Origin of the sequence: Lentzea sp. CA-135723 (assembly GCF_050936595.1) — a bacterium.
Lineage (GTDB): Bacteria > Actinomycetota > Actinomycetes > Mycobacteriales > Pseudonocardiaceae > Lentzea.
Window position 1 is genome coordinate 6,051,128 of sequence record NZ_JBNJMK010000001.1, and the last position, 26,227, is coordinate 6,077,354.

General features: G+C 68.6%; 28 protein-coding genes. 22 read left to right on the forward strand and 6 right to left on the reverse strand.

What is annotated here, in order from left to right; genetic code table 11:
• The first annotated feature begins 73 nt into the window (after positions 1-73).
• The 4 genes from ACQEU1_RS27990 to ACQEU1_RS28005 are packed head-to-tail and all read left to right on the forward strand — an operon-like array spanning position 74 to position 3,648.
• Positions 74-883 (forward strand): ABC transporter permease, encoded by an 810-nt coding sequence (locus ACQEU1_RS27990; protein WP_433207820.1) that lies wholly within the window; start codon positions 74-76, stop codon positions 881-883.
• Positions 868-1,569, forward strand: a complete 702-nt coding sequence (locus tag ACQEU1_RS27995) for an ABC transporter ATP-binding protein (protein ID WP_433207823.1) — start codon at positions 868-870, stop codon at positions 1,567-1,569. The genes ACQEU1_RS27990 and ACQEU1_RS27995 overlap by 16 nt, the downstream gene beginning before the upstream one ends.
• The gene (locus tag ACQEU1_RS28000) at positions 1,553-2,527 is read left to right on the forward strand and encodes an ABC transporter substrate-binding protein (RefSeq protein WP_433207826.1); all 975 of its coding nucleotides are present in this window, start codon (positions 1,553-1,555) and stop codon (positions 2,525-2,527) included. Before ACQEU1_RS27995 ends, ACQEU1_RS28000 begins: the two co-directional genes overlap by 17 nt.
• Positions 2,524-3,648: an LLM class flavin-dependent oxidoreductase gene (locus ACQEU1_RS28005; protein ID WP_433207829.1), complete on the forward strand. Its 1,125-nt coding sequence runs from the start codon at positions 2,524-2,526 to the stop codon at positions 3,646-3,648. The genes ACQEU1_RS28000 and ACQEU1_RS28005 overlap by 4 nt, the downstream gene beginning before the upstream one ends.
• On the opposite strand, the gene ACQEU1_RS28010 is transcribed toward ACQEU1_RS28005, so the two are convergent.
• Positions 3,638-4,720, reverse strand: a complete 1,083-nt coding sequence (locus ACQEU1_RS28010) for a glycerophosphodiester phosphodiesterase (protein WP_433207832.1) — start codon at positions 4,718-4,720, stop codon at positions 3,638-3,640. The two genes, ACQEU1_RS28005 and ACQEU1_RS28010, sit on opposite strands and share 11 nt — an antisense overlap.
• 66 nt (positions 4,721-4,786) lie before the next feature.
• Positions 4,787-6,349: a Na+/H+ antiporter gene (locus tag ACQEU1_RS28015; RefSeq protein ID WP_433207835.1), complete on the reverse strand. Its 1,563-nt coding sequence runs from the start codon at positions 6,347-6,349 to the stop codon at positions 4,787-4,789.
• A gap of 174 nt (positions 6,350-6,523) precedes the next feature.
• Here ACQEU1_RS28015 and ACQEU1_RS28020 point away from each other — a divergent pair, with 174 nt between their 5' ends.
• Genes ACQEU1_RS28020 through ACQEU1_RS28035 form a run of 4 tightly spaced genes read left to right on the forward strand, consistent with a single transcriptional unit; the run spans position 6,524 to position 11,558 of the window.
• Positions 6,524-8,413 carry a TRAP transporter permease gene (locus tag ACQEU1_RS28020; protein WP_433211824.1) on the forward strand — a complete coding sequence of 630 codons (1,890 nt, stop codon included), beginning with the start codon at positions 6,524-6,526 and terminating at the stop codon, positions 8,411-8,413.
• Positions 8,403-9,380 carry a TAXI family TRAP transporter solute-binding subunit gene (locus ACQEU1_RS28025; RefSeq protein WP_433211828.1) on the forward strand — a complete coding sequence of 326 codons (978 nt, stop codon included), beginning with the start codon at positions 8,403-8,405 and terminating at the stop codon, positions 9,378-9,380. Before ACQEU1_RS28020 ends, ACQEU1_RS28025 begins: the two co-directional genes overlap by 11 nt.
• 16 nt (positions 9,381-9,396) lie before the next feature.
• On the forward strand, positions 9,397-10,653 hold the full coding sequence (purD, locus tag ACQEU1_RS28030; protein ID WP_433207838.1) for a phosphoribosylamine--glycine ligase: 1,257 nt from the start codon (positions 9,397-9,399) through the stop codon (positions 10,651-10,653).
• The gene (locus ACQEU1_RS28035; RefSeq protein ID WP_433207841.1) at positions 10,650-11,558 is read left to right on the forward strand and encodes an ADP-ribosylglycohydrolase family protein; all 909 of its coding nucleotides are present in this window, start codon (positions 10,650-10,652) and stop codon (positions 11,556-11,558) included. The genes purD and ACQEU1_RS28035 overlap by 4 nt, the downstream gene beginning before the upstream one ends.
• Here ACQEU1_RS28035 and ACQEU1_RS28040 read toward each other — a convergent pair.
• Positions 11,548-12,372: an AraC family transcriptional regulator gene (locus ACQEU1_RS28040; RefSeq protein WP_433207844.1), complete on the reverse strand. Its 825-nt coding sequence runs from the start codon at positions 12,370-12,372 to the stop codon at positions 11,548-11,550. The genes ACQEU1_RS28035 and ACQEU1_RS28040 overlap by 11 nt on opposite strands.
• Before the next feature lie 73 nt (positions 12,373-12,445).
• Entirely contained in the window at positions 12,446-13,510 is a 1,065-nt protein-coding gene (locus tag ACQEU1_RS28045; RefSeq protein ID WP_433207847.1) for a hypothetical protein, read from the reverse strand.
• Positions 13,511-13,935: 425 nt separating this feature from the next.
• On the opposite strand from ACQEU1_RS28045, the gene ACQEU1_RS28050 reads away from it, so the two are divergent.
• From ACQEU1_RS28050 to ACQEU1_RS28090, 9 genes are all read left to right on the forward strand, one after another.
• A complete protein-coding gene (locus tag ACQEU1_RS28050; RefSeq protein ID WP_433207850.1) occupies positions 13,936-14,394 on the forward strand; it encodes a hypothetical protein in 459 nt (152 codons plus the stop codon).
• Complete coding sequence (locus ACQEU1_RS28055; RefSeq protein ID WP_433207853.1) at positions 14,391-14,990, forward strand: DUF3558 domain-containing protein; 600 nt, start codon at positions 14,391-14,393, stop codon at positions 14,988-14,990. Before ACQEU1_RS28050 ends, ACQEU1_RS28055 begins: the two co-directional genes overlap by 4 nt.
• Positions 14,991-14,999: 9 nt before the next feature.
• Entirely contained in the window at positions 15,000-16,298 is a 1,299-nt protein-coding gene (locus ACQEU1_RS28060) for a hypothetical protein (protein ID WP_433207856.1), read from the forward strand.
• A 24-nt stretch (positions 16,299-16,322) separates the two neighbouring features.
• Positions 16,323-17,060, forward strand: coding sequence for an ESX secretion-associated protein EspG (locus tag ACQEU1_RS28065; protein ID WP_433207859.1), 738 nt, complete (start codon positions 16,323-16,325; stop codon positions 17,058-17,060).
• 134 nt (positions 17,061-17,194) lie between these two features.
• Entirely contained in the window at positions 17,195-17,500 is a 306-nt protein-coding gene (locus ACQEU1_RS28070; RefSeq protein ID WP_433207862.1) for a hypothetical protein, read from the forward strand.
• Between the two features lies 1 nt (position 17,501).
• Positions 17,502-18,668: a transglycosylase SLT domain-containing protein gene (locus tag ACQEU1_RS28075; RefSeq protein WP_433207865.1), complete on the forward strand. Its 1,167-nt coding sequence runs from the start codon at positions 17,502-17,504 to the stop codon at positions 18,666-18,668.
• 589 nt (positions 18,669-19,257) lie between these two features.
• Positions 19,258-20,388, forward strand: a complete 1,131-nt coding sequence (locus tag ACQEU1_RS28080; RefSeq protein WP_433207868.1) for a pyridoxal phosphate-dependent aminotransferase — start codon at positions 19,258-19,260, stop codon at positions 20,386-20,388.
• Positions 20,389-20,468: 80 nt separating this feature from the next.
• Positions 20,469-20,618 (forward strand): hypothetical protein, encoded by a 150-nt coding sequence (locus ACQEU1_RS28085; RefSeq protein ID WP_030465871.1) that lies wholly within the window; start codon positions 20,469-20,471, stop codon positions 20,616-20,618.
• Between the two features lie 38 nt (positions 20,619-20,656).
• Entirely contained in the window at positions 20,657-21,382 is a 726-nt protein-coding gene (locus ACQEU1_RS28090) for a potassium channel family protein (protein ID WP_433207871.1), read from the forward strand.
• Here the strand turns inward: ACQEU1_RS28090 and ACQEU1_RS28095 are convergent.
• Together ACQEU1_RS28095 and ACQEU1_RS28100 are read right to left on the reverse strand one after the other, a co-directional pair.
• Entirely contained in the window at positions 21,326-21,922 is a 597-nt protein-coding gene (locus tag ACQEU1_RS28095; protein ID WP_433207874.1) for an HAD-IA family hydrolase, read from the reverse strand. The two genes, ACQEU1_RS28090 and ACQEU1_RS28095, sit on opposite strands and share 57 nt — an antisense overlap.
• Positions 21,922-22,923 carry a GntG family PLP-dependent aldolase gene (locus ACQEU1_RS28100; RefSeq protein ID WP_433211831.1) on the reverse strand — a complete coding sequence of 334 codons (1,002 nt, stop codon included), beginning with the start codon at positions 22,921-22,923 and terminating at the stop codon, positions 21,922-21,924. The genes ACQEU1_RS28095 and ACQEU1_RS28100 overlap by 1 nt, the downstream gene beginning before the upstream one ends.
• Before the next feature lie 123 nt (positions 22,924-23,046).
• On the opposite strand from ACQEU1_RS28100, the gene ACQEU1_RS28105 reads away from it, so the two are divergent.
• The 5 genes from ACQEU1_RS28105 to ACQEU1_RS28125 are packed head-to-tail and all read left to right on the forward strand — an operon-like array spanning position 23,047 to position 26,227.
• Positions 23,047-23,565: a SigE family RNA polymerase sigma factor gene (locus tag ACQEU1_RS28105; protein WP_382443888.1), complete on the forward strand. Its 519-nt coding sequence runs from the start codon at positions 23,047-23,049 to the stop codon at positions 23,563-23,565.
• Between the two features lie 29 nt (positions 23,566-23,594).
• Positions 23,595-24,269 carry a hypothetical protein gene (locus ACQEU1_RS28110; protein WP_433207877.1) on the forward strand — a complete coding sequence of 225 codons (675 nt, stop codon included), beginning with the start codon at positions 23,595-23,597 and terminating at the stop codon, positions 24,267-24,269.
• Between the two features lie 27 nt (positions 24,270-24,296).
• Positions 24,297-24,878: a TetR/AcrR family transcriptional regulator gene (locus ACQEU1_RS28115; protein ID WP_433207880.1), complete on the forward strand. Its 582-nt coding sequence runs from the start codon at positions 24,297-24,299 to the stop codon at positions 24,876-24,878.
• Positions 24,879-24,935: 57 nt separating this feature from the next.
• Positions 24,936-25,469 (forward strand): SigE family RNA polymerase sigma factor, encoded by a 534-nt coding sequence (locus ACQEU1_RS28120; protein WP_266035830.1) that lies wholly within the window; start codon positions 24,936-24,938, stop codon positions 25,467-25,469.
• Positions 25,466-26,227 carry a hypothetical protein gene (locus tag ACQEU1_RS28125; RefSeq protein ID WP_433207884.1) on the forward strand — a complete coding sequence of 254 codons (762 nt, stop codon included), beginning with the start codon at positions 25,466-25,468 and terminating at the stop codon, positions 26,225-26,227. The genes ACQEU1_RS28120 and ACQEU1_RS28125 overlap by 4 nt, the downstream gene beginning before the upstream one ends.

Sequence of the window (26,227 nt, forward strand, 5' to 3'; positions counted from 1 at the left end):
GTCGATGTACGACGCTTTTTCACGATTTGGGCGTCGTTGACGCATCTCGTGGGCTCGCCTGTACTTCCTGCCCATGACCTTGTCCATTGCAGGAGTGGCCGCGCGGCCGAAATCCGCGCCGCCTGTTCAGGCGCGGAAGTTCAAGCTGCCACTGCGGTGGATCAGCCCGGTGGCGCTGGTTCTGCTGTGGCAACTGGCCAGCTCAACGGGGGTGCTGTCGCCCGACAAACTCGCGTCTCCGCTCACGGTCGCCGAATCCGCCGGTGAGCTGATCGCCGACGGCCAATTGGGCGAGGCGTTCACGGTGTCCATGACGCGCGTGCTATTCGGGTTTCTCATAGGCGGTGTGGTCGGCGTCGTTCTCGGGCTCGCCTCCGGCCTTTCCCGGTGGGGCGAGACATTGCTCGACCCGCCGGTGCAGATGTTGCGGACGTTGCCTCACCTCGGCCTGATCCCGTTGTTCATCCTGTGGTTCGGCATCGGCGAGGAACCCAAGCTCGCACTGGTCGCGGCCGGCGTCGCGTTCCCGCTCTACCTCAACCTGCACGCGGGCATCCGGCAGACCGATCCGGGGCTGGTCGAGGCCGCCCGCGTGCTCGGGTATAGCCGCGTCGAACGGGTCGTGCACGTCGTGCTGCCGTCCGCCGTGCCGCAGACCCTGGTGGGACTGCGGATCGCGTTCGGCACGGCCTGGCTGTCGCTGATCGTCGCCGAGCAGGTCAACGCCGACGCCGGTCTCGGCTTCCTGATCAACAACGCCCGTGAGTTCCTCCGCACCGACGTCGTGGTCGTCGGCCTCGTGGTCTACGCGCTGCTCGGCCTGACCACCGACGCGCTGGTGCGGCTGCTGGAGAGGAGGGTCCTGCGATGGCAAAAGCGGTGAGCGTTCGCGGTCTGCACAAGGCTTTCGGCGCGCGGACGGTGCTGGACGGCATCGACCTGGAGGTCGAGCCCGGCGAGTTCGTGGCGCTGCTGGGACGCAGCGGCTGCGGCAAGTCGACGTTGCTGAGGATCCTCGCAGGCCTCGACCGGGACGTCGAAGGCACGGCGGAGGTGCCCGGCACGGTGTCGGTGGCGTTCCAGCAGCCGCGGTTGCTGCCGTGGCGCAAGGTCTGGCGCAACATCGCGCTCGGCCTGCACCGGCCGGACGGCCGCGCGATCGCGTTGAAGGCGCTGGAAGAGGTGCGGCTCACCGACCACGCCGACGCGTGGCCGCTGACGTTGTCCGGCGGTGAGGCGCAACGGGTCTCGCTCGCCCGCGCGCTGGTCCGCGAACCCGACGTGCTGCTGCTCGACGAACCGTTCGGCGCGCTCGACGCGTTGACCCGCCTGGCCATGCACCACCTGGTGGAAGACCTGTGGACGCGGCACAAGCCCGCCGTCCTGCTCGTGACGCACGACGTCGACGAGGCGTTGCTGCTGGCCGACCGGATCCTCGTGCTCGACGAGGGCCGCATCGTCGCCACGCACCACGTCGACCTGCCCCGCCCGCGCCGCCGGGCCTCCGTCGTGGAGCAACGCGCCCGCGTGCTCGCTGATCTGGGAGTCGAAGTTGAAGAAGCCGCCTAACAGAAGCTGGCTCACCCTGCTCGCCGCGATCCTCTTCACCACCGGCTGCTCGACGGCGACGCAGTCCCAGGACACGCCCGCCGCCGACGTCGTGCTCAAGGTCGGCGACCAGAAGGGCGGCGCCAAGTCCGTGCTCACCGCCGCCGGTCTGCTGAACGACTTCCCCTACAAGATCGAGTGGTCGACGTTCACCTCCGGCCCGCCGCTGCTCGAAGCGGCGTCCGCCGGGGCGATCGACGTCGGCGCGGTCGGCAACACGCCGCCGATCTTCGCCGCCGCCGCGAACGCCAAGATCGCCGCCGTCGGCGTCTCGAAGGGCGAGGTCGAGGCCGACGCGATCCTCGTGCCGGAGAGCTCGCCGTTGCAGAGGGTCGAGGATCTCAAGGGCAAGAACATCGCCGTGGCCAAGGGGAGTTCGGCGCACGGCCAGGTCCTGCTGACGTTGCGCGCGGCCGGTCTCACGACCAAGGACGTGACGCTCAACTTCCTGCAGCCCGCCGACGCGTACGGTGCGTTCACCCAGGGCAAGGTCGACGCGTGGGCGGTCTGGGACCCCTACACCGCGCAGGCGCAGCAGGAGGCCAAGGCGCGCGTGCTGACCACCGGCGAGGGCAGGTCCAACGGCTACGGCTTCCAGGTCGCCGGCCGGAAGGCGTTGGAGGACAAGGGGAAGAACCCGGCGCTCAAGGAGTACCTGATCCGGTATTACAAGGCGCAGAAGTGGGCCGACACGCACCGCGAGGAGTGGGCGAAGGCGTGGTCCGCCGAGACCGGCCTGAAGTACGAGGTCGCGCTCGCCGCCGTGAACCGCAACGGCGACACCGTGGTGAAGCTGGACGACACGGTGATCAGGTCGGAGCAGGAGCTCGCGGACGCGTTCACCGAGGACAAGACGCTGCCCGGCAAGGTCGACTTCGCGAAGTTCGTCGACACGAGGTTCCAGGGAGATCTCGCATGAGCATCACGTTGCACTGGTTCCTGCCGACGTCCGGAGACGGCCGCACGGTCGTGGAGCACTTCCACGCCAACCGCGCGCCCGCGGCCGGGGCACGCCGTGAGCCGGACATCGACTACCTGGCGCAGATCGCGCGCACGGCCGAGCAGGTCGGGTTCACCGGCGTGCTCACGCCGACCGGCACGTGGTGCGAGGACGCCTGGCTGACCACGTCCGCGTTGATCGCGCAGACGAAGACGCTGAAGTTCCTGGTGGCGTTCCGGCCCGGCGTGCTCTCCCCGACGCTGGCCGCCCAGATGGCCGCGACCTACCAGCGGATCTCACGCGGGCGGTTGCTGCTCAACGTTGTGACCGGCGGCGATTCCGTTGAGCAGCAACGGTTCGGCGACTGGCTCGGCAAGGACCAGCGGTACGCGCGCACCGACGAGTTCCTCCAGGTCGTGCGCGGCATTTGGAGCGGTGAGCCGTTCACGTTCCACGGCGACCACTACCAGGTGCAGGACGCCACGGTGCTGGCCGCGCCGGACCCGGTGCCGCCGATCTACTTCGGCGGTTCGTCGGACGCGGCCCTGCCGGTGGCGGCCGCCCGCGCGGACGTCTACCTGACCTGGGGCGAACCGCCGGCGGACGTGGCGGCGAAGATCGCGCGGGTGCGGGCGTTGACGGACCGGCCGATCCGGTTCGGCATCCGGCTGCACACGATCAGCAGGGACACGTCGGCGGAGGCGTGGGGGGCGGCCGCGAAGCTGCTGGACGCGCTCGACCCGGCGGCGGTCGCGCAGGCGCAGGCCCAGCTCGGCGCGTCGGAGTCCGTTGGCCAGCAACGGATGCTGGCGCTGCACGGCGGTGACCTCAGCCGTGGTGTGCGCGGCCTGGAGATCCACCCGAACCTGTGGGCGGGCGTCGGGCTGGTGCGCGGCGGTGCGGGAACGGCGTTGGTGGGCTCGCACGCCGAGGTCGCGGACCTGATCGAGGAGTACCACGCCGTCGGCATCGAGGAGTTCGTGCTCTCCGGCTACCCGCACCTCGAAGAGGCGTACTGGTTCGGCGAGGGCGTGCGGCCCCTGCTCGAGCAACGCGGGTTGCTCGACGGGGACCGCACGCTGCAGCTCGCTAGCGCTTGACCTTGGCTTCCACGGCCGTGTCGGGGTTGTCCGCGAACACGCCGTCGATGCCCTGCTTGAAGAACAGGTCGTACTCCTCGAAGGCCCGGCCGTACGCGGCCGGGTCGGTGGAGGAGCGGAAGTCCGCGGGGAGGAACGAGTTCTCGTTGCGGAACGTCCAGGAGTGCACCGTCAGACCGACCTTGTGGGCGTCCTTCACGACGGTGGTCGGCGCCTTCAGGAAACCGTTGGCGTCACGCGGGATGATGATGTCCTTGGTGAGGCCGACGCCGTCCGCGTACGACCGCACCTCGCGCAGCCCGGCCGGGGTGACCAGGTCGGCGTAGGTGCGCTTGTCGCCGGCGACGGTGAAGTCGTACGGCTGGCCGGAGCCGTTGACGAGCTGGACGATCGGCACCCGCAGCGAGCGGTTGAGCTCCTTGAGGTTCGCGACCTCGAACGACTGCACGTAGACCTTGGCACTGCCGCGGTTGAGGCCGTTGCGGTTCAGCACGTCGACGAGCTTCGGCTCCAGCGCGAGACCGATCGACTTGAAGTACGTCGGGTGCTTGGTCTCGGGGTAGATGCCGATCTCGCGGTGCAGCTCGCGGGACAGGCGCTTGGAGAGGTCGATGACCTCCTGCAGCGTCGGGACCTCGAACCGGCCGTCGTAGAGGGTGTTGCGCGGGCGGATCGCCGGGATGCGTTCCTTGGCGCGCAACGTCTTCAGCTCGGCGAGCGTGAAGTCCTCGGTGAACCAGCCGGTGATCGCGACGCCGTCGATCGTCTTGGTCTTCTTGCGGTCGGCGAACTGCGTCTTGTCGGCGACGTTCGTGGTGCCGCCGATCTCGTTCTCGTGCCGCGCGACCAGCTTGCCGTCCTTGGTGGGCACCAGGTCGGGCTCGATGAAGTCGGCGCCCATGCGCGCGGCGAGCTCGTACGCGGCGAGCGTGTGCTCCGGCCGGTACGCCGAAGCGCCGCGGTGCCCGATGACGATCGGGCCCTTGTCGTCGTGCGCCGAGGCGGAGGGCAGGGACGCCACCACCGCACCCGCGAACACGAGGACTACGGCGGCTAGACCTCTCCGATACATCGATCGACCTCCCGTTTCGTGTAGAGAGCGAACCCAAGCATCGCAACACGAAATGCAGGTGAACGGTTACTCACGGGAAAGTGCGGCTTCCTCCAAGTCCAGTTCCCGCATCACCCGGAACAGCACCTCGTCGTCGATCTCCCCGGCGTCGCGGGCCTTGACGAACTCGTCCCGTTCGGCGGTCAGCATCAGCCGCCGCAGCCTGCGGTAAGCGGCCGCCGGGTTCTCCTCCTCCTGCCGGCCCAGGCGTTCCCACGCGGCGTTGCCCCGGTGCTCGGCGAGCGCGTGCAGCTGGTCGCGCACGTGCTCGGGGACGTCGTCGACCTCCTCGTCGAGCCGCGTCACCGCCGCCTGCGCCGCCCGGTGCTGCACCTGCGCCTCCGCCAGGGCGTCCTGGCGCGCGTCGTCGCCCGCGAAGCCGATCTTGTTGATCAGCCACGGCAACGTCATGCCCTGCAGCAGCAGCGTCGCGACCGTGACCACGAACGCGCAGAACAGGATGATGCTCCTGCCGGGCATCTCCGGCGGGATCGCGGCGGCCGCGGCGAGCGTCACCACCCCGCGCATGCCGGTCCAGGCGATCACCGTCACCTGCCCGAGGTGCGGTTCGCGTTCCCTCTCCTTGATGCGTTTCGACAGGTACCAGGGGATGTACGTGGCCGGGTACATCCAGACGAACCGCGCGAGGATCGCGGCGAGCAGCACCGCGCCGGCCCCGAGCAGCAGGGCGCCGTCCAGCTCGACGTCCTGGATGATCGCCGACACCTGAAGCCCGATGAGCGCGAAGACGAACGCCTCCAGCAGCACGTCCAGCGCCTTCCAGACGGCGGCGTCCTGCAGTCGCGTCGAGTACCGGCCGCGCGGCGAGTGGTGGCCGACGTACAGGCCCGCCACGACGACCGCGAGCACGCCGGAGAACTGGATGTGGAACGCGGCCAGGCCCTCTTCCGCGAGCAGGTAGGCGCCGAACGGCACGAGCAACCCCAGCGCGCTCTCCAGCACGCCCTCGCAGAGCCGTTTGCGCAGGTACCTGACCACCACGCCGACGAGGAGACCGACGGCGATGCCACCGGCGGTGACCAGCAGGAACAGTCCGACACCCTGCCAGGGGGCCATGGCCGTGCCGACCGCGGCCGCCACCGCGACCTTGAACGCCGTGAGCGCCGTCGCGTCGTTGATCAGGCTCTCGCCGACCAGCAACGTCATCGCGCGCCGTTGCAGGCCGAGCTTGCGCCCGATCGCCACGGCCGCGACGGCGTCCGGTGGCGCCACCACAGCGCCGAGCACGAGCGCGGCCGCGAAGGGCATGTCCGGGAACACCAGCTTGGCCACGATGCCGACGACCAGCGTCGTGAAGAGCACGAGCCCGACCGCGAGCAGGCCGATCGGCCGCAGGTTCGCGCGGATGTTGAGGTAGGAGCTGTCCAGCGCGGCGCTGTAGAGCAGCGGCGGCAGCACCACCAGCAGGATCAGGTGCGGGTCGAGCTCGAACTCCGGGACGCCCGGGATGAACGAGACGACGAGACCGACGGCGACGAGCACCAGCGGCGCCGACCAGTTGAGCCGGCGGGCGATCGCCGTGACGATCAACGCCCCGAGGAGCAGCAGCAGAAGTTCAGGCCCGTGCATGCCGCTCATTTTGCGTGCTGATGGATCGCCTGTCCTGTGTGCCTTGTAGAGGGCGCCTTCGAGTCTTTGCAGTTCCTTTGGATTGATCCTCTGGGGCTGTGATCGGCCCCACAGTACGGTCGGTCCGTGGCCAACCCGGACCTCGCCCGCATCGTCGCGGAGCACGACGAGGAGATGCCGTCGCGATCGCTCTCCCCACGGTGGGAGCGGGCGCTGTGGATCGCCGGCCTGCTGATCGCACTGCTGGTGCTCAAGCAGGTGTTCTTCCCGTTCGCCAAGGGAAGCCAGTACTACCTGATCATCTTCCTGGCGGTGACGCTGCCGCTGGTGTTCCTCGCGTACGGCCGCGGGCACACGCCGCCGTGGTGGGACTGGGTGCTGGCGGGGCTGGCGTTCCTCGCGGGCGCGTACCCGCTGTTCGGCGGCTACGACGAGTTCCTGAACCGGCAGGGCCAGCTCACGACGCTGGACGTGGTCGTCGGCTCGGTGCTGCTGGTGCTGGTCCTGGAGGCCTGCCGGCGCACGACCGGCTGGGTGCTCCCGGTGGTGTGCCTGGGGTTCATCGCCTACGCCTACTACGGCGGGTTCCTGCCGCCCTCGTGGTCGATCTCGCACTCCGGCGTCGACTTCCCGCAGATCATCAACGGCTTCTTCAACGACTCCAGCGGGTTCTACGGCACGCCGCTCGACGTGGCGGCGACCTACATCGTGCTGTTCACGATCTACGGCTCGGTGCTGAACGCCTCCGGCGCCGGGAAGTTCTTCGTGGACGTCAGCTTCGCGGCGTTCCGCAAGTCCCGGACGGCCCCCGGACGTACCGCGGCCACGGCCGGTTTCCTGCTGGGCACGGTGTCGGGTTCGGGCACGGCGACGACCGTGTCGCTGGGTGCCGTGACGTGGCCGATGCTGCAGAAGGCCGGGTATCCCAAGGAGAACGCGGGCGGGCTGCTCGCGGCGTCCGGCATCGGCGCGATCCTGTCGCCGCCCACGCTGGGCGCGGCGGCGTTCATCATCGCCGAGTACCTCGAGGTCTCGTACCTGTCGGTGCTGGTCTGGGCGATCATCCCGACCCTGCTGTACTACCTGGGCATCGCGCTGGCCGTCGAGGCGGACGCCCGGCGGTTCGGGGCTCGGCCGGTCGACGTGGACGCGCCGCGGTTCTTCGACGTGCTGAAGCTCGGCTGGTACCACTTCCTGTCGCTCGGGATCATCATCGTGTTCCTGGCGCTGGACATCCCCGTCTACAAGGCCGTCGTGTACGCGACCGGGGTGGCGGCGCTGTTCGCGTTGATCAACCACCGGCGGGAGTGGCCGCGGCTGATCGCGGACGCGCTCTCGGTCGGTGTGCGGTCGGCGTTCCCGGTGATCGCGGTGTGCGCGGCGGCCGGCGTGGTGACGTCGACGATCACCAAGACCGGCCTGGGGCAAGCGCTTGCGGGGTCGTTGGTGGACCTCGCGTCCGCGGTGAGCTCGGAACCCGTCGTGGTGCTGATGCTGACGGCGGTGCTGGCGGCCGTGGCGGTGTCGGTGCTCGGGCTGGCCGTGCCGGTGACGGCGTCGTTCATCATCTCGTGGGTCGTCATCGGGCCGGCGTTGATCACGCTGGGCGTCGAGCCGGCCGAGACGGCGATGTTCATCTTCTACTACGCGGTGTTGTCCGAAGTGACACCGCCGACTGCCCTCGCGGCCGTCGCCGCCGCCGCGCTGACCGGCGGCGACGTGATGAAGACCATGTGGCAGACGTGGAAGTACACGCTGCCCGCGTTCCTCGTGCCGCTGGCGTTCGTGCTGACCGACGCCGGGTCTTCGCTGTTGCTGCGCGGGCCGTTGCTCGACTCCGTGTGGGCGTTCGGAGCGTCCGCGCTGGGGGTGGCGGCGCTGGCCGTGCTGACCGGCGGCTGGATGTTCGGTCCCGCGCGCTGGCCGGAACGCGTGCTGTGCGCGCCGGCCGCCTTGTTCCTGCTGTACCTGCAGCCGTTGACGATCGCCATCGGGGCCGGGTTCCTCGTGGTGGCCGCGGCGGTCCACCTGGTGACCCGTGGGAGGGTTCGTGATGCTGCGTAAGTACGCGATCGGCGCGATCGCTTTGGCGCTCGTGGTTTCCGGGTGTGGTGGAAAGCGCACGCCCACCACGCCGGACGCGTCCTCCGGTGGCGCGTCGTGCGAGGCGTCGGACGGCCGGATCACGATCGCGACCGGCAACTCCGGTGGCGTGTACTTCGTGGTCGGCGGCGGCCTGGCGAAGCTGATCTCCGACAACTCGAAGCTGAAGGCGTCGGCGGCCGAGACCGGTGCGTCCGTTCAGAACATCCAGCAGCTCGTGTCCGGCACTTATGACATCGCGTTCTCACTTGCGGACACCGCCGCGGACGCCGTGAACGGCACCGGGGCGTTCAACGGGCAGAAGCAGAAGATCGCGGCGCTGTCGCGGATCTACCCGAACTACACGCAGGTCGTGGTGCGGGCGGACTCCGGGATCAACTCGATCGCGGACATGAAGGGCAAGCGGATCTCCACCGGATCGCCGAAGTCCGGCACCGAGGTGATCGCGGGACGGCTGCTGAAGACGGCGGGCCTCAACATCGACTCCGACGTGCAGGCGCAGCGGCTCGACCTGACGAAGACCGCGGACGGCATGAAGGACGGCAGCATCGACGGTCTCATCTGGTCGGGAGGCCTGCCGACGCCCCAGATCACGGACATCACCACGTCCATGAAGGACCGGGTGAAGTTCATCGACATCACGCCGTTGCTGCCGGAGATGAAGAAGATCTCGCCGGTGTACGACACGGCGCCGATCCCCGCGGCGACCTACGGACTGGCCGAGGTTCCCACCATCGTGGTGCCGAACCTGCTGCTCGTCCGCGAGGACTTCGCGGCCAACAACGCTTGCGCCGTCACCAAGCTGATCTTCGACAAGAAGGCTGACCTGGAGAAGGTGCACCCGGCCGTGAAGGACATCGCCCGGGACAAGGCGAGCGCCTCCGACCCCGTCCCGCTGCACCCTGGGGCGAAGCAGGCGCTGGGCTGAACTACGCTGGGTCATCGTGCGCGTCCTGGTCATCGGGTCTGGAGCCCGTGAGCATGCCCTTGTCCTCGCGTTGTCGCGCGACCCGCAACTGACTGCTTTGGCGTGCGCGCCAGGCAACGCAGGCATTGCCGGTCATGCCGAGATCTACGGCGTGGACGTGTCCGACGCGGAGGCCGTCGCCGGTCTCGCGAAGGAGTGGAAGGCCGACCTCGTCGTCATCGGCCCCGAGCAGCCACTGGTGGCCGGGGCCGCGGACGCGGTCCGCGCCCTCGGCATCCCGTGCTTCGGCCCGTCGAAGGCCGCCGCCTGCATCGAGGGGTCCAAGGCGTTCGCCAAGGACGTCATGAACGCGGCGGGCGTGCCCACGGCGCACAGCGAGGTCGTGGACAACCCGGCCCGCCTGGACGCCGCTCTCGGGCGCTTCGGGCCGACGTGGGTCGTGAAGGACGACGGTCTCGCCGCCGGCAAGGGCGTGGTCGTCACGTCCGACCTGGCCGCGGCCCGCGCGCACGCGATGACGTTGCTCGACGGCGGCCACCCGGTGCTGCTGGAGTCGTTCCTCGACGGTCCCGAGGTGTCGCTGTTCTGCGTCACCGACGGCGTGTCCGTGGTGCCGCTGATCCCCGCGCAGGACTTCAAGCGCGTGGGCGACGGCGACGCGGGCCCGAACACCGGCGGCATGGGTGCCTACGCGCCGTTGCCATGGGCGCCGGAGGGCCTCGTGTCGGAGATCGTGTCGCGGTGCGTGCAGCCCGTGGTCGACGAGCTGCGTGCGAGGGAGACCCCGTTCGTCGGTCTGCTGTACGCCGGTCTGGCGCTGACGTCGACCGGTGTGCAGGTGATCGAGTTCAACTGCCGCTTCGGCGACCCGGAGACCCAGTCGGTCCTGGCGCTGCTGAAGTCGCCGATCTCCTCGCTGTTCCTGGCGGCGGCCAACGGTTCGCTGGGTTCGTTGCCCGAGCTGGAGTGGGAGAACGGCTACGCCGTGACGGTCGTGGTCGCGGCCGAGGGCTACCCGAACCGCCCGCGCACCGGCGACGTGATCACCGGAGCCGAGTCCGACGGCGTCCTGCACGCGGGCACCCGCCGCCGCGAGGACGGCGCCGTGGTCTCCGCGGGCGGCCGCGTGCTGTCCGTCGTGGGCACCGGCAAGTCGCTGGCGAAGGCCCGCGAGCGCGCCTACAAGCGCGTCGCGGACATCCACCTCACCGGCTCGCACCACCGTTCGGACATCGCGTCGAAGGCGGTCGACGGAAAGATCACCCTGCCGTGAGCCTGCTGGGGTGCGTGCTCGGCGGAGCCGTGGGCGACGGGCTGGGTGCGCCGATCGAGTTCTCGTCGATCGACACCATCCGCCGCCAGCACGGCCCCGCCGGCGTGGTCGACCTCCCGTCGCTGGAGATCACCGACGACACCCAGATGGTGCTCTTCACCCTCGAAGGCCTGCTGCTGGCCCGTCAGCACGGCGTGGACCCGCTCCTGACCGTGCGGGCCGCCTACGCGCGCTGGCTGCACACGCAAGGCGGCCCGCTGGTCGCGTCCGACGGCTGGCTGATGGCGGACCAGCGCCTGCACTCCCGCCGCGCCCCTGGCCACACCTGCATCACCGCGTTGAAGCACAACGAGAAGAACAACTCCAAGGGCTGCGGCGGCGTGATGCGCGCCGCCCCGGTAGCCGTCTGGTCACCCGACGTCCGCGAGGTCTTCGCGCTGGCCGTGGGCACGGCCCAGATGACCCACCACCACCCCAGCGGCTACCTCTCGGCCGGCGTGCTGGCCGTGATCGTCCAGGCCCTGCTGGCCGGCGCGGACCTGCCGTCGGCGGTGGCGGTGGCCCGCGCCGAACTGGTCCGCTGGGACGGCCACGAGGAGCAGTCCTCGTTGCTGGACAAGGTGATGACCCTCGGCCCGCTGACCCCGGAGGAGATCGAGTCCGAGCTGGGCGGAGGCTGGGTGGGCGAAGAAGCCCTCGCCATCGGCCTGCACGCCGCCCTGGTGGGCGACGACTTCGCCTCAGCCGTGCGTCTCGCCGTCAACCACTCCGGCGACAGCGACTCGACGGGTTCGATCTGCGGCAACATCCTCGGAGCCCGCGACGGCGTGCACGTGATCCCCGAGTCCTGGCTGGCCGTCCTGGAACTCCGCGACGTGATGGAGCGCCTGGTCCTCAGCTGGTGACGGGAATCCACAACTCGGCCGTGGCCCGATCCCCGTCGATCTCCGTGCGCAACATCTGCGGCCCTTCAGCGCTCTCGTAACTGTTGGACGGGAACCACTGCGTGTAGATGTCCCGCCACATGTGCTGAATGGTCTCCGGATAAGGCCCCTCAGTCGTGAACACGGCCCAGGTCCCCTTGTCGACGTGGAGCGTCTCCATGTCCTCGGGGGCCTGTGCACTCGTCACGACCCCCTGGAAGTAGTCGAGCATCGCACCCTCCTCGACCCCTTCCTGGTTGAACGTGAGAGCCAACATCCCACCAGGCTCCCCGTCGCTGAGAGCCTTCATCCTGTCAAGCGTCGGCATCCCGATGCCCTTGACGAACTCCACGATCGCCGGGTTCATCCCCAGGTGCACCAACGGCACCCGCGTCCCACGCCCGACAACGCGAAACGCGTCCTTCTCCACAACGCGGTACTCCATGTCCGCACTCCCCTCGATGGTCAGCCTGAACGTGAGGATCTGCTGCGACCGCAACGCCTTCCTGTCAGCCCTGGCCTCCTGAGGCCCAACCCCGTGCATGGCACGGAAAGCCCGAGCAAAGGCCTCGTTGGACCCGTAACCCCATTTGACGGCAACATCAAGCAACGACATCTGTCCACTGAGGACCTCGCCGGCCGCCTTCGTGAGCTTCCGCCGCCGCACGTACTCGCTGATCGGAATCCCGGCCAACGCACTGAACATGCGCCGGAAGTGGTACTCACTGGTGCCCGCGATCCGCGCGAGCACCCGGACGTCGACGTCCCCTTCGAGGTCGTCCTCGATGCGGGCCATGGCCTCGTTGAGTCGCTCCAACACGTCCCCAAAGCTATGGGGTGTCCGGCCCGGCCACCCGACAACCTGTGCCCTATCCGATCGCCTTCTTCACCTCGCCGGCGAGGGCCTGAGCGACCGGCGTGAACTGCTTGACGTACGCAGCGGGTTCGTCGGCCGCCCAGTCGCCGTAGCCGGTCAGCCGCACCTGCGTGCGTCCCGCGACGAAGGAGATGGTCGGCGAGTCGCCTTCCTTGAAGCCGCACGCGGCGAAGTCGCCGATCTTCTCGTCGCTCATCGCGGCCTCACCCGTGACGCCGCGCGAGGGCGAGTCCGGGTTGCAGTCCTGCGCGTCCTTGATCGCCATGTCGGCGTCGCGGTAGGTCCTGAGGCGGATCTTCAACGCCTTGCCCTGACCGCGTTTCCCGGGTTCGAACCACTCCGGCGAAAGCCGCCTGCACTCCTGCTGGTTCGAGTAGAAGTACCGCACCTCGTCCTTGTCGTTCTGGAACCGGTCGAAGATCTCCTTCTCGTAGAAGTCGGCCTCGACCACACCGGAGTCCCTGCCGCCGGTGATCTCCCGGAACCGCTCGCCGCTCAGCACGTCACAAGCGCTCGGCACGCTCTCGTACCGCCCGGTGTGCACGTGCGCCGTGCTGCCCTGCGGCCCCTTCGCGAGGTTGGCCGCCACACCTTCCAGCAGCCGCAAGAACGTCGCCTCGGGATCGGTGATCTCCTTGACGTTGCTCATGCGCGACGCACCCAGCACGGCCTCGACCTGGCCGTCCGCGCTGACCACCCGAGCGTCGAAGCTGCCAGCGCTGAGCCCGGGCCGCACGGCGGCCCTGAGCCCGGCCACCGTCATCTTCGTGCCTTCCCCGACCCCGATCGACCCCACGTCGTTGAACGGCGCCTGGCGCAACGAGAGCGTGAACCGCTCGATCCCACCCTCGGCCATCGACTCGTAAAGGCAGGTGGAGATGGCGTCGGCCTCGCCCTTCACCGTCGCGTCGACACCAGGCACCGACCGCGGCAGATACCGCTGGCTGTGCCACCCGTGCGCGGCGTCCCGGAACCCGACCGCCTCGATCAACGTGCCGGGCATAACCGTGCAGGCGTCGATCATCGCCACCCCGCCGTACTCCACCACCTCGGGCACGACCCTCTGCGCGATAACACTCGTGTCAGCCGCCTCAGGCTCCACAGCAGCAGGCCTGCTCTCATGAGTGACCAAGATCGCGGCAGCAACACCACCACCCACCAGAACAACCACCACCGCGAGCACGGCAATGATCAATCCGATGCGCCGTTTCTTGGGCGGCGGAAACGGATAAGGCTGCTGATACGCGTGCGGCTGCTGCCCGTACGGCCCGTGCACACATTCCCCCAGGTAGTCCCGTGCGTTCGTCCCCCAAGTCGCGGAAGCTACCGGAATCACCGCACCCCGCCAGTGGAAACGGAACGGAGAGTGACGTGGAACCAACGAGGGGTGGTCTTCGTCCAACCACAGGTACGTCTTACGCAGGCGTTGGTAGCCTGCGAAGCGGGACCGAACCGTTACCAACCGTACGGGGGTAGGACGTCGTGACACAGGAGAGCGCGGGGGCGGATGCCGCTCTCAGTGCCGTCGCGGGTGTGGCCGGGGGCGCGATCGGGGCCGCGGTCAGCGCGTTCCACTCGGCTTCGGCCTTCTTGGACGGACTGACGTCGGGTCCGTCGAGCCAGAACTTCCACGTCAACAAGGACACTGTCCTCAAAGCAGGCGTGATCATCCAGGAGCAGGCCGAGGTGCTGCAGCGGGCGCTGCGCATGGCCAAGCGTGATCTTCAGGTGCACGTCGGCGAAGACTCGGCCGGAATGGTGAGCGCTAACGTCGCAGGCCTGTGGAATCGCCGCCTGATGACTGACGATGACTCCTATGTTGAGCGAATCGCGCAGTACGTTGAAAGTCTCGATCATTTGGCGGCGCAGCTGCAGCAATCCGCCAAGCAGTACGGCTTCACCGAAGATGAGATCACGAACGTGTTCGGAAAGACGAAGTGAACAAGGCGATCTTCAAGGTCATCGCGGCAGCTTCCGTGCTGGTCGCCGCTACCGCGTGCACCAGTAGCGGTGAGCAGGGCAAGCCGAGCCCGACGTCAGGGGGCAGCCCCACGTCAGGCACGTCGGATTCTGCCAAAGAGCTGCCGAAGCGCCCGTCCGAGTTGAGCCTCGCCGGGGTCGACGCGTGCAAGCTGCTCACGCAGGCTCAGATGGCCGACGTCAAGGTCACTGAGACGGTGCCCGAGCAGATCGAGGTGTCCGATTTCGGTAAAGCACCGGGGTGCTTTTATGAAAATGGACTCAAATATTCCTACACGGTCGTCCTGGTGACGAACAAGGGCGTTCCGTTCTGGCTCAGCGGGTCCGGAAACGTGGACGCGAAGGTCGTGAACGTCGCCGGATACGGTGCCGCGCAGCTCACTTTCACGGGTACGAACAGCGTGGATTGCAGTGTGACCGTCGACGTCGCCGAAGGTCAGCAGCTCCACATGAGCTACGACCCCGGGACCGAGAAGGGCGACTCGCAGGACCAGATGTGCAGCAAGGCCAGCAAGGCCGCCGGACTCGCGGTCGAGACGCTCAAGACCTTGAAGTGAGGGGGAGACATGGCGGGTGAACGACTCACTGACTGGAACTTCGAAGGCTGGAGCAATCAGCAGCTCGCAACCGAGGTCCAGAAGCTCGCTACGGGCAGCGGTGAACTCTCCCGGAAGTTCGCGGCTGCTTCGGAAGTTCTCCGAACGCTCGCGGGCAGCCTGCAGGACGTGGACACCGAACTGCGCAACCAGCTGAAGGCTCTGGGCATCGACTGGGGCGGAGCGGCCGGCGAGGCTGGCCAGCAGAAGACCAAGGTCACCTCCGAGGGCTTCAACGACGCGGGCGAAGCGACCACCGGCAACTCGGATGCGATGGCGCGCCAGGGCGAAAGCACCTCGACCGCGCGTAACAGTTCGCCAGAGTCTCAGACGCTGCGCGGCGACACGGAGCAGAACTTCGGGGACAAGGTCGGCGGCTTCTTCGGCATCGAAACCGATCACGCGCAGGAGGTCGCGGCGACCAACGCGGCCCGTCAGCAGGCCATCGACAGTCTCAACGGCTACCAGTCGAACAGCCAGAGCGCGATCGACTCGTTCCGCACGCCCAACCCGCCGCCGGACATCGTCGTTGCCAGCTCGGCCGTCGCCCCGTCGGTCGGTGCGCAGGTCGGTGTGCCGACAGGAGGCCCTCCCGGCATCACCGGCGGCCCCGGCTACACCGGCACGCCGGGAACCCCCGGCTTCGCGGGAACGCCCGGCTTCACGGGCACCCCAGGCGCGCCGACCCCGAACATCCCCGGCAACTCCACCGGCGTCCTGCCCGGCGGCACGCCCACCCCCATCGCCGCAGGCCCCGGCCTGCCCAAGGCGATCGGCACCCCGCCCATCGGCCTCGCCGCCGCGGCGACCGGTGCGGCCGCTGTCGCCGGCGGTGCGGCCGGTGCGCGTGGCGCGCAGGTCGTCGGTGGCGGACGCGGGCCCAGCCAGGCGCCCAAGACGGCCATCGCTCCCACCGGTCCGAAGGGTGCGCCCAGCACCATCGGCGCTGGTGGCGGCAAGGGCGGCGGCGCTGGTGGCGTCGGCGGTACCGGTGTCGCGGGCAAGGGGCCTGGTGGCGCCATGACGCCCGGTGGTGCTAGCGGCGTCGGGCCTGAGGGGACTCGGGCCGGTGCCGCTGCTGCAGGCAAGGGTGGTGTCGGCGGCAAGGGGGCCGGGTCGCTCATGTCGCCCGCGGCCAGTGCCGCCAAGGGTGAGGGCGAGGAGGACGGCGAGCACGTGCGCAAGTACGGCGTCGACTCCGACGAGATGTTCGGCGACGACCGCATGGTGGTTCAGTCCGTCATCGGCGAAGACCCGAAGGACAAGTAGATCCCTTTGAGCTCACCAGGTTCTGTGGTTCTGTCCACAGTGGAGTTCGCCGTGGTCTGGGAGGCGCAACGCCTCCCGGCCGCGCACGTCGCGCTGGACACGCGGATTCCGTCCATCACCCACACCGAGAAGGCGGAGGTGGTGAAGCGGGCCTGGGAGTCGCTGGAGGCGCGCGGGCTCGCGCGCAACGGGCGGGTCGTGCCGGAACTCGCGGACGGGTTCGCGTTGCTGGCCAACCACCAGGTGGCCATCGACCTGTGGATCTGGGCCGACCGGCAGATCAGCGGGCTCGCCGCGGCGATCGGTGACGAGGCGATCCTGGCGGTGCAGGACCGCGACGAGATGTGGTTGATCGAGGCGCGCGGCACGGCACTCGCCGAGGCCGCCGTGTCGGTCGCCGGCGAGATGCCCACCGGGTTCGGGCGGTCGATCAGCATGCCGTACGACGAACTGGTCTCCGCTGCCAAGAACGTCGGGCTCGACGCGCAACGCATGATCACCTCGCTGGAACGGCAGGGAATGCGGCTCGGCGACGCGCAGGAGCTCGCCGGCATGCTCGACGGCATGTCGACGCGCGGGCAGTTCGGCGTGCAGCGCAACGGACACCGCGCGGCGCGCGTCGTTTCGTTCCACGACACGCACAACGGGCGGTACCTGCGTCAGCTCAAGCCGAGCAGCGACGGCCGTCAGTGGTGCACGATCACGCCCGTCGACAACCACCGGCTCGCCGGTTCGATCTGGGAGCTCCTGCAAGAAGTGTGATCACGGAACCCTCGTCGATGCCCGCCCGTCGAACTCGACGGGCGGGCGTCGTCGTCTCGAAAGAGCGAATCGCCGCACCGCCCGGCGCAATTCGTTCTAAGGTCAGCGAGCAGACGTTGAGGGGGTAGGCGCGCATGGCTGCGAGCAAGTTCAACACGGAAGCCATGGAACAGTGCCGAACGACCGTGAGCAGTCAGGCCGGGCAATTCGGTGCGATCGGCGACGGCTTTTCCGGCCAGTACGGCAATCCGGACATTTTCGGAAAGCTCGGCTCTTCCGTTGCGATCTCGGGCGCGGTGTCCGCAATGGACCAGGCGGGCGCACACGAGTTCGAGGCCGCCGAGAAGGTGCTGCGCAAGGTCGAAGGCGCGCTCGACGCGATCCAGACCAACGTCGCGAATGTCGAGGAAGCCAACAAGAACTCCATGAGGGCGGTGTGACGTGAGCGCGATGGACGAAGTCGCGGCGTTGCCCGGCGGCGCGGAACTGGCCGCGCTCGCGGACAAGATCGAGACCGCGCAACCCCAGGCCGTCCGCGACATCGCGAACCGCTGGAAGCAGGCAGCCGGCAAGTGCGGCGACCAGACGGGCGTCCTGCAACGCTCCGTCGCGCAGCTCGACGGCGGCTGGGAGGGCAAGGCCGCGGACGGATTCGTCGCCTACATGGGCAACGTCACGAAGTGCGGCACCTCGATGACCGAAGCGCTCACCAACGCCGCGACCGACCTGGAGGCGGCCGCGAGCGCGCTGGAGACCGCCAAGACGTCGATGAGCCGCATCTGCGAGAACCTCCTGAGCCGCGCCCGCCAGGCCCGCCAGCAACTCCAGGGCCAGCCCCAAGAAGACGTCGACAGCGTCATCCGCGGCTACTGCGCCGAGGCCCTGAGCGACGCCAACCCCGTGATCTCCCAAGCGGAATCCGCCGTCAACACCGCGGCCGGCACCCTGAAGGGCCGCCCGGCGAGCCTGACCCCGAAGTTCTCGACGCTGGAGGACCCGAACACCCAGACGTTCGTCCCGTCCCCCGGCAAGCCCGTCGACTGGTCCCCGACCGCCCCGCCCGACGACTCCACCAAGACGTCCTCCACCACCGCACCCCCGCCCGCACCGACGAACAACGGCGGTGGCGGAGGAGGCGGTGGCGGCGCCTCTGGTGGCGGAGGAGGCGGTGGTGGTGGAGGCGGCGAGGGCGGCGGCGGTGTGGGCGGCCTCGGCTCCAGCGGCGGCCCGCCCTCCGGCAGCCCGCCGCCCGGCAACGTCGAGGAGTGGATCCGCGAGGCCATCAAAATCCTCCAGGCCAACGGAATCCCGGTCACCGACGAGAACATCGACGAGATCTGGAAGATCATCGAAAAGGAGTCGAGCGGCAACCCGCACGCCATCAACCTCTGGGATTCCAACGCCCAGGCGGGCACGCCCTCCAAGGGCCTGATGCAGTGCATCGACTCGACCTTCAACGCCCACAAGCTGCCGGGCCACGACGACATCTGGAATCCGATCGACAACATCATCGCCGGCGTCCGCTACACCTTCTCGCGCTACGGCGGCTTCGAAGGCCACCCCGGCCTGAAGGCAATGTCGCAGGGCGGCGGCTACCAAGGGTATTAACACCCACGATCGGGTGAGCTTTGTCCTGAAACCCGGCCCATCTCCGTCAGGTACGTCGTGACGGAAATGAGCCGGGTTTCAGTTGTCCACACCCACTCGGGTGATCGATGTCCCATAACACTGTTGCAGTTTCTCCCGCATATGCGGAAGCGCGGGGGGCGGACCGGAGATGTAGGGCAGACGGAGAGGGTGACGGTGGGGCCGGCTGAGGTTGAGGTGCTGTGGCTGGGAGGTGAGGGCGGCCGCGGAGGAGGGCGGACGGGCGTGGTGAGTGGACGGCGAGGGATGTGAGTGGGGGCGAGGGATGTGGGCGGCCGGGCGGCAAGAAGCAAGTCCGCGGGAGGCGCGGGCTGGCGGGAGGCGGGCCGGTGGGAGATGGGCTGGCGGAGGCCCAGTTCAGCGGGAGTTGGGCTGGGAAGGTCGGGGTTGGCGCGAGGCGGCTTGGCGCCAGGCGGGCCAGGGGAGCCGGCTTGGTGCGCGGAAGAGCGTCTGGAGGCCGCCAGCGCGAGACGGGTGGCCGCGTGAAGCGGGACGCCGGTGCCGGTGAGAACGGCGGCCTGGGCGGCGGTTAGGGAGCTAGCCTGGCGGCATGCTGACCGTGGCTGCTCGCGCTGACGTCCCGCCCTTCCACGTCATGGACGTGTTGTCCGCTGCCGCGCTGCGGCAGCGCACGCACGGGGACGTGATCTCGTTGGCGGCCGGCCAGCCTTCCAGTCCTGCGCCTCGGCCCGTGCGGGATGCCGCGGTGCGGGCGTTGGGGGAGCAGGCGCTCGGGTACACCGAGCAGTTGGGGATTCTTGAGTTGCGGCAGGCGATTGCCGGGCATTACGGGCGGCAGTACGGGCTTGAGGTGGCCGCGGATGACGTGGTGGTGACGACTGGGTCTTCTGGGGCGTTCACGTTGGCTTTCTTGGCCGCGTTCGATGCTGGGGATCGGGTGGCGTTGGCGCGGCCCGGGTATCCGGCTTACCGGAACATCCTGAAGGCGTTGGGGTGTGAGGTCGTCGAGTTGCCTTGTGGGCCTGAGACTCGGTTTCAGCCCACGGTCGAGATGCTCGATCCTGGGCTCAAGGGGGTGATCGTTGCCAGTCCGGCCAATCCTACTGGGACGGTCGCGGACGTTGAGCCCATTGCGGAGTGGTGTGAGGGCAACGGGGTTCAGCTGATCAGTGACGAGATCTACCACGGGATCAGTTATGGGGAGCCGTTGCGGTGTGCTTGGGAGACGAGTCGGGAGGCGATTGTCGTCAACTCGTTCTCGAAGGCCTTTGCCATGACCGGGTGGCGGCTCGGGTGGATGTTGTTGCCTGAGCGGTTGCGGCGGGCCGTGGATTGTTTGACCGGCAACTTCACGTTGTGTCCGCCGGCGTTGGCGCAGTATGCGGCGGTTGAGGCGTTTCACGCCGATTCGTACGCGGAGACGGCTGGGCATCTCGAGCGGTATCGGGTCAACCGGGATCTGCTGGTGGCGGGGCTCACGGATCTGGGGATCGGGAGGCTGGCGCCTGCCGACGGGGCGTTCTACGTGTACGCGGACGTTCGGCATCTGACTGACGACTCGATGGGGTTCTGCCGGAGGTTGTTGGCGGACACCGGGGTTGCGATCGTGCCCGGGATCGACTTCGACCCCGTGGACGGGCACCACTTCGTGCGGATGTCGTTCGCCGGGGCCACGCAGGACGTCGAGGAGGCGCTGCGGCGGTTGAAGGCCTGGCTCTGAGGCGCAGCAAGTCAGGAGTCGAGACCGACGAGCGCAACAAAATCGCGGCGCCGGACGTTCACGGTGCAGAGGGAGGTCCTATGTGGGCGATCATCGGGTGGCTGGTGGCGATCTGGATCGTGCTGGCCGTGGTCGGGGCTGTCGTGAAAGGTCTTTTCTGGCTCGCTGTGATTGGAGGGCTACTCCTCGCAGGCACCGCGGCTTACGGTGCGATCAAATCCAGGCGATGACTCTGGATAAATGACCGGACACCGCTCACCATGGGGCGGTGTTGCTGGCGAACGAGGCCCGCCTCGAGCGGTGGGAGCGAAAGGTCGAGTGGCCGTTGACGGCACTCGCCGTGGTGTTTCTCGCCGCCTACGCGTGGCAGGTTCTCGACGACCACGGGGCCATGCACTTCGCCCTCGAAGTCGTGTTGTGGCTGATCTGGGCGGTGTTCGCGGCCGACTTCGCCACCAGGATGACGCTCGCGCAGAACAAGTTGAAATTCCTCAGGACGCACCTTTTCGATCTTGCCGCGGTCGTGCTGCCGATGGTGCGGCAGCTCAGGGTTCTTCGCCTCATCACCGTCATCACGTTGCTCAACAAGAAGTTCCAGGACAAGATCCGGCAGCGCGTCAGCATTTATGTCGCGTGCGTGACGGCAATCGTCGCGTTTTGCGCGAGCCTCGCCGTGCTCGATGCGGAAAGGCACGCGGAAAACGCCAGCATCACCACGTTCGGCGACGCGCTGTGGTGGACGCTGACCACCATGTCGACGGTCGGGTACGGCGACCGCTACCCCGTCACGGGTGAGGGGCGGCTGGTCGCGGGGCTGCTCATGGTCGGCGGGATCGCGTTGCTCGGTGTCATCACCGGAACGATCGCGAGCTGGCTCGTCGAGAAGCTGCGCGGCGTCGAGAACGCCGAGCTCGAAGCGGCCGAGGAGCTCAGGAACCTACGGGCGGAGATCGCCGAACTCCGCAAGGAGCTCAACGCGCGCAGCGGCGGCTGACGTCCACAACCGCGCGTCCCAGCCCGCCAGCAGCGCACCGTCCACATTGGACTGGCGGTCGTCGAAGAAGATCACGTCCGACGAGCCGAGCAACGACGACGTGTGCGCCCAGATCGACGCATCCGGCTTGGCCATCAGAAGATCACCCGAGAACACCAGGTGCCGGAAGTGGCCGGCCCACGGCGTCGAGGAAGCCAGCCGCGCGAACGTCACCGGCGCGTTCGACAGCAACGCCAGCGGCACCCCCAGCGCGGCCAGGTCCTCGATCAGCGTCACGGTCTCGGCCACCGGATCGTCCAGCCACCCGGCGTTGTCGAGAGCGGTCAGCTCCCGCACCTCGTCCGCCGAGAACGTCAGTCCCAGCGAAGACCCGATCAACGCCCAGTAAGCGGCATCCGACCCACCGCGGTCGTAGGCGTTCCGGTCCCAGTAAGCAGCCTCGAACGCCTCCAGCGACACCCCGAGCCGCGAGGCCAGCGCGGGCAGCGCCGGGTTCCGCCGGCTGATCACCTCGCCGAAGTCGAACACGACCCAGCGCATCAGACGTCCTCCCGCACCCGGCGCAGCACCTCGGCGATGTCGGCCGCGTCCACGTCGCCGTGCGTCACGAACCGCACCTTGCCCGACATCGGACTGGCGAGAACCCCGGCCTCGCGCAACGACAGCAACGTCTTGTCCAGGTCCGGAACGGCCGCCAGCATGATGTTCGTCGCGGGCTCGACCACGTCCCACCCGAGCTCCCGAAGCCCGCCGGCCAGCGCCGCGGCACCCTCGTGATCAGCGGAAAGACGCGAGATCCTGTCCAGCGCTACGAGCCCGGCCGCGGCGAGAACGCCACCCTGCCGCACCCCGCCACCCAGCATCTTCCGCACCCGCCGGGCCTCGACGACGAACGCGGCGGACCCGGCCACCACGGACCCGACCGGCGCCCCGAGCCCCTTCGACAGGCACACCTGCACGGTGTCTGCGCCGCCGACCAGATCGGCGGGCGACACGCCCAGAGCGACGGCCGCGTTCCACAACCGGGCCCCGTCCAGGTGCACCGCCAGCCCACGAGACCGGGCAGCGGCCACCAACGCCGCGTGATCGGCGACCGAGGTGACCGTGCCACCGGCCGCGTTGTGCGTGTTCTCCAAGCACAACAACGTCGTCCGCAGCCCGTAGTAGGGCGACTCCCCACCAGCAGCCGCGACGACGGCATCAGGCGTCACGGACACCAGCGCGTGCGGCATCCCACCGGCCAGCCAGGCGGCGGTCCCCAGCTCGGCGTCCAGCACGTGCGCCCCGAGAGGAGCGAGGAACCGATCCCCACGCGACAGGTGCAGGTACAAAGCGATCAGGTTGCCCATCGAGCCGGAGGGAACCCACAGGGCGGCCTCGACGCCGAGCAGCGCGGCGACCCGCTCCTCCAGCGCGGCCATCGTCGGGTCGTGGTCCAGGACGTCGTCGCCGACCTCGGCCGCCGCCATCGCCCGGCGCATCGCGTCGTCGGGCTGGGTGACGGTGTCCGAGCGCAGGTCAATGGGCTTCACAACCCCGATCACATCACATCAGGTGAACGACCGAGGGGGTGATGTAGCTCTCGCCGGTGGTTCGTGCAACCGTTGGTGCCCCAGGTTCCGTCCTGTCAGTGCAACTCGATGAACGAGCGGAGAGCAGTCCGCGTGGATCAGCGCGACGAGCAGGAGTTCGCGGAGTACTTCGTGGCTCGCCGTGAGGCTGTGCGCCGAACGGCATACCTGCTGTGCGGCGACTGGCACCGCGCTGACGACTTCGCGCAGACGGCGTTCGTGGCACTGCACAGGAGGTGGCGCAAGATCCGGGACAAGCAGGCTCTGGACGCTTACGTCCGCCGCAGCGTCGTGCGCGCGGTGATCGACGAGTCTCGCCGTCCGTGGCGGCGTGAGAAGTTCACCGACGACATGCCCGAGTCGCCGACGACGGACAACGAGATCGGCGAGACGGTCGCGACCCGTGAGGCGTTGCTGAAGGGCCTGCGCAGAGTCCCGCCGAGGCAACGGGCGGTGCTCGTGCTGAGGTTCCTCGAGGGCCTCGACGTCACGGCCACGGCCGAGGCGCTGAAGTGCTCGGAAGGAACTGTGAAGAGTCAGACCGCGCGCGGACTGGCGGCGCTCAGGGAAGCTCTGGGTGACGCCATCGACGACCTGCGACCGGCGTCGTGAGCGCCGCGACCAGCGAGAGGAGGACGTAGATGGACGAGCAGAAGCTCGCGGACCTGTTCCGCGACGCCGCACACGACGCGCCACCGGCGTCCTTCGACGTCGGCGACATCCGCACGGGCTCACGCAAGGCGACGCAGCGCAGGCGCAACTCGATCGCCGCGGGCACCGCCTTCGTCGTGGTGCTCGGCTTCGGCGGCGTCATCGCCACGAACAGCTGGGTCACCAACGACGCGAACACGATGAACAGCGCGGGTTCTGGGCAAGACCGGAACGAACAGGCAGAATCGCCGATGTCTCCGAACATGGCGAACCCGCAGACGAACTTCGCCGGCAAGGACTCGCCCACGCAGGGAGACGGGTCCACGCTGGGAAGCACCGGCCTCAGTGCCGGTGAAAGCACAGTGCAGGGCTGTGCAGGTGTGGACCGAGAGCTCGCCGACGCCCTCGCCGTCGAGCTTTCGGTTCCGCCGGAGGGTGCCGAGGCGCCCACGCTCACCTGCTCCCCCGACTCGCGCTCGGCCGCGTTCAGGATCGACGGGCTCACGATCACCGCGATCGTCACGCCGCAGCCGTTCGAACCGCCCGCCGGGACGGAGAAGCAGAAGACCGCCAAGGGCCAGGACCTCTACGTGTTCACGCAGGGCGACGGACCGCTGAAAGGGCAGGTCCGCAGGGTCGCCGCCGCACTGGCCCCCAGGTTCTGACCGAACGCCCAGTACCCTGGCTCGACTATGACGGCAGCAACCCCCAAGGGTGAGCGCAGGCGGCAGGCGCTCGTGGAGGCCGCGTCCGGCCTGTTCGCGGAGGGCGGCTTCGACGCGGTCAGGCACCGCGCGGTCGCCGAACGCGCCGGCCTGCCGCTCGCGTCGACCACGTACTACTTCGACTCCCTCGACGAGCTGATCACCGCGGCAGTCGAGCACCACGGCCGCAGCGAGCTCGCGAGCTTCCGCGAACGGCTCTCGTCGATCACCGAGCAGATGACCGACGACGTGCTGGTGGAGTTCATGCTCGACCTGCTCGTCGGCGAGGACGCCACCGACATCGAGGCCGTGCTGCTGCGCTACGAACGCCTGGTCGCGACCGGCCGCCGCCCGTACCTGCGGCCGTTGATGCGCACGCTCTCGACCGAACTGCGCGGGCTCGTCGCGGACGTGTTCGCCCGCTCTGGCCGTGACGTGGACGGCGAACGGGTCGAGGAGCTGATCGCGCTGGTCGACGGCTCGGTGGTCAACTCGTTCATCGAGCTCAAGTCCGATCCGCGGGGCGTCGCGGGCAGGATGCTCCGTTCGGCTCTTTCGCGTCACGAGTGATGCAACCCCGCGTTGCTCTGATGCGTTCCCCTGGTTGAGGACGCGAGAGGGGAACGCATGCGCAAGGCCGACGAACAGGGCTTTCGCGAATTCGCGGCAGCCAATGCCGCGTCTTTGCGACGTACCGCGTACCTCTTCTGCGGCGACTGGCACACAGCGGAAGACCTGATGCAGTCGAGCCTCATGAAGATGTACCTCGCCTGGAAGCGGATCAAGGACCTCGACAACCTGATCGCCTACGCCCGCAAGGTGCTGCTGCGCACCTGGCTGGACGAGAAGCGCAGGCCGTGGCGCAGAGCCGAGCAGCGCGACGGAGAGCTGCCCGACGCCGCCGACGCCACCGTGGACCCGGACACCACCAGTGCGAAGTTGTGGGCGCGTGAGCTGGTGCACACCGCGTTGCTCCAGGTCCCACCGCGCCAACGGGCCGTGCTCGTGCTTCGGTACTTCGAGGACCTGTCGGTCGCCGAGGTGGCGGTGGCCATGGGGTGCACCGAGGGAACGGTCAAGAGCCAGACGGCGCGCGGTCTCGCCACCCTGCGCACCATCGTGGAGAAGCTCGACAGCAGTTCGGGGAGGGTCGCGTCGTGAGTGAGCAGGAGATCCGCGAGGGAATGCTGCTGGCCGTCTGGGACGAGCCGCCGCTCGACTTCGACCCCGACACCCTGATCAGGCGGGTGGAGCAGAAAAAAAGTCGCCGACGAGCACTGGTCGCTGTGGGCGTGGCTACGGCGATGATCGCCGTCGTGTCGTTCTCGCTGCCCGGCCTGCTGCCGAAGAACGGCGAGAACGCGCAGCTCGCCACGGACAGCCCGACGAGCGCGTCGACAGCCCCCTCCGAGCGTCCGGCACGGAGGGCGCAGCGCATCGGCGACGAGATCGTCGCGAACCTCGGGGCCAAGATGAACAACTTCGAGAGCCTCTACGCGACGTTCACCCCCGGCCCGATCGCGTACCGGAACAACTCGCCCCAGCCCCCTCTGCAGTGGAACGACAACGTCACCGACTTCGCGGGTTTCGTGCACTTCACCGATGGCCTCGGCCCGACCGCGTTGCAGGTGACGGTGTCCACCAACGGCCTGAACACGAACTCCTTCTGCAGCGGTGCCACGTACTGCAAGGAGACGCCGCAGCCGGACGGTTCGACCGTCGTCGAGAAGGAAGAGCTCAACGGGTCCCCCGACATCCAGGTGGCCGAGGTCGCGCGCAAGTACGGGAGCGGACTGGTCGTGCGGATGGGCGCCTACGCCTACAACCCGTCGAACAACGACGGCATCCGCCAGACCGTGCCGTTGCGCGTGGGAGTGCTCACAGAGCTGGTCACGGCGCCGAACATCCGCTGGGAGTAG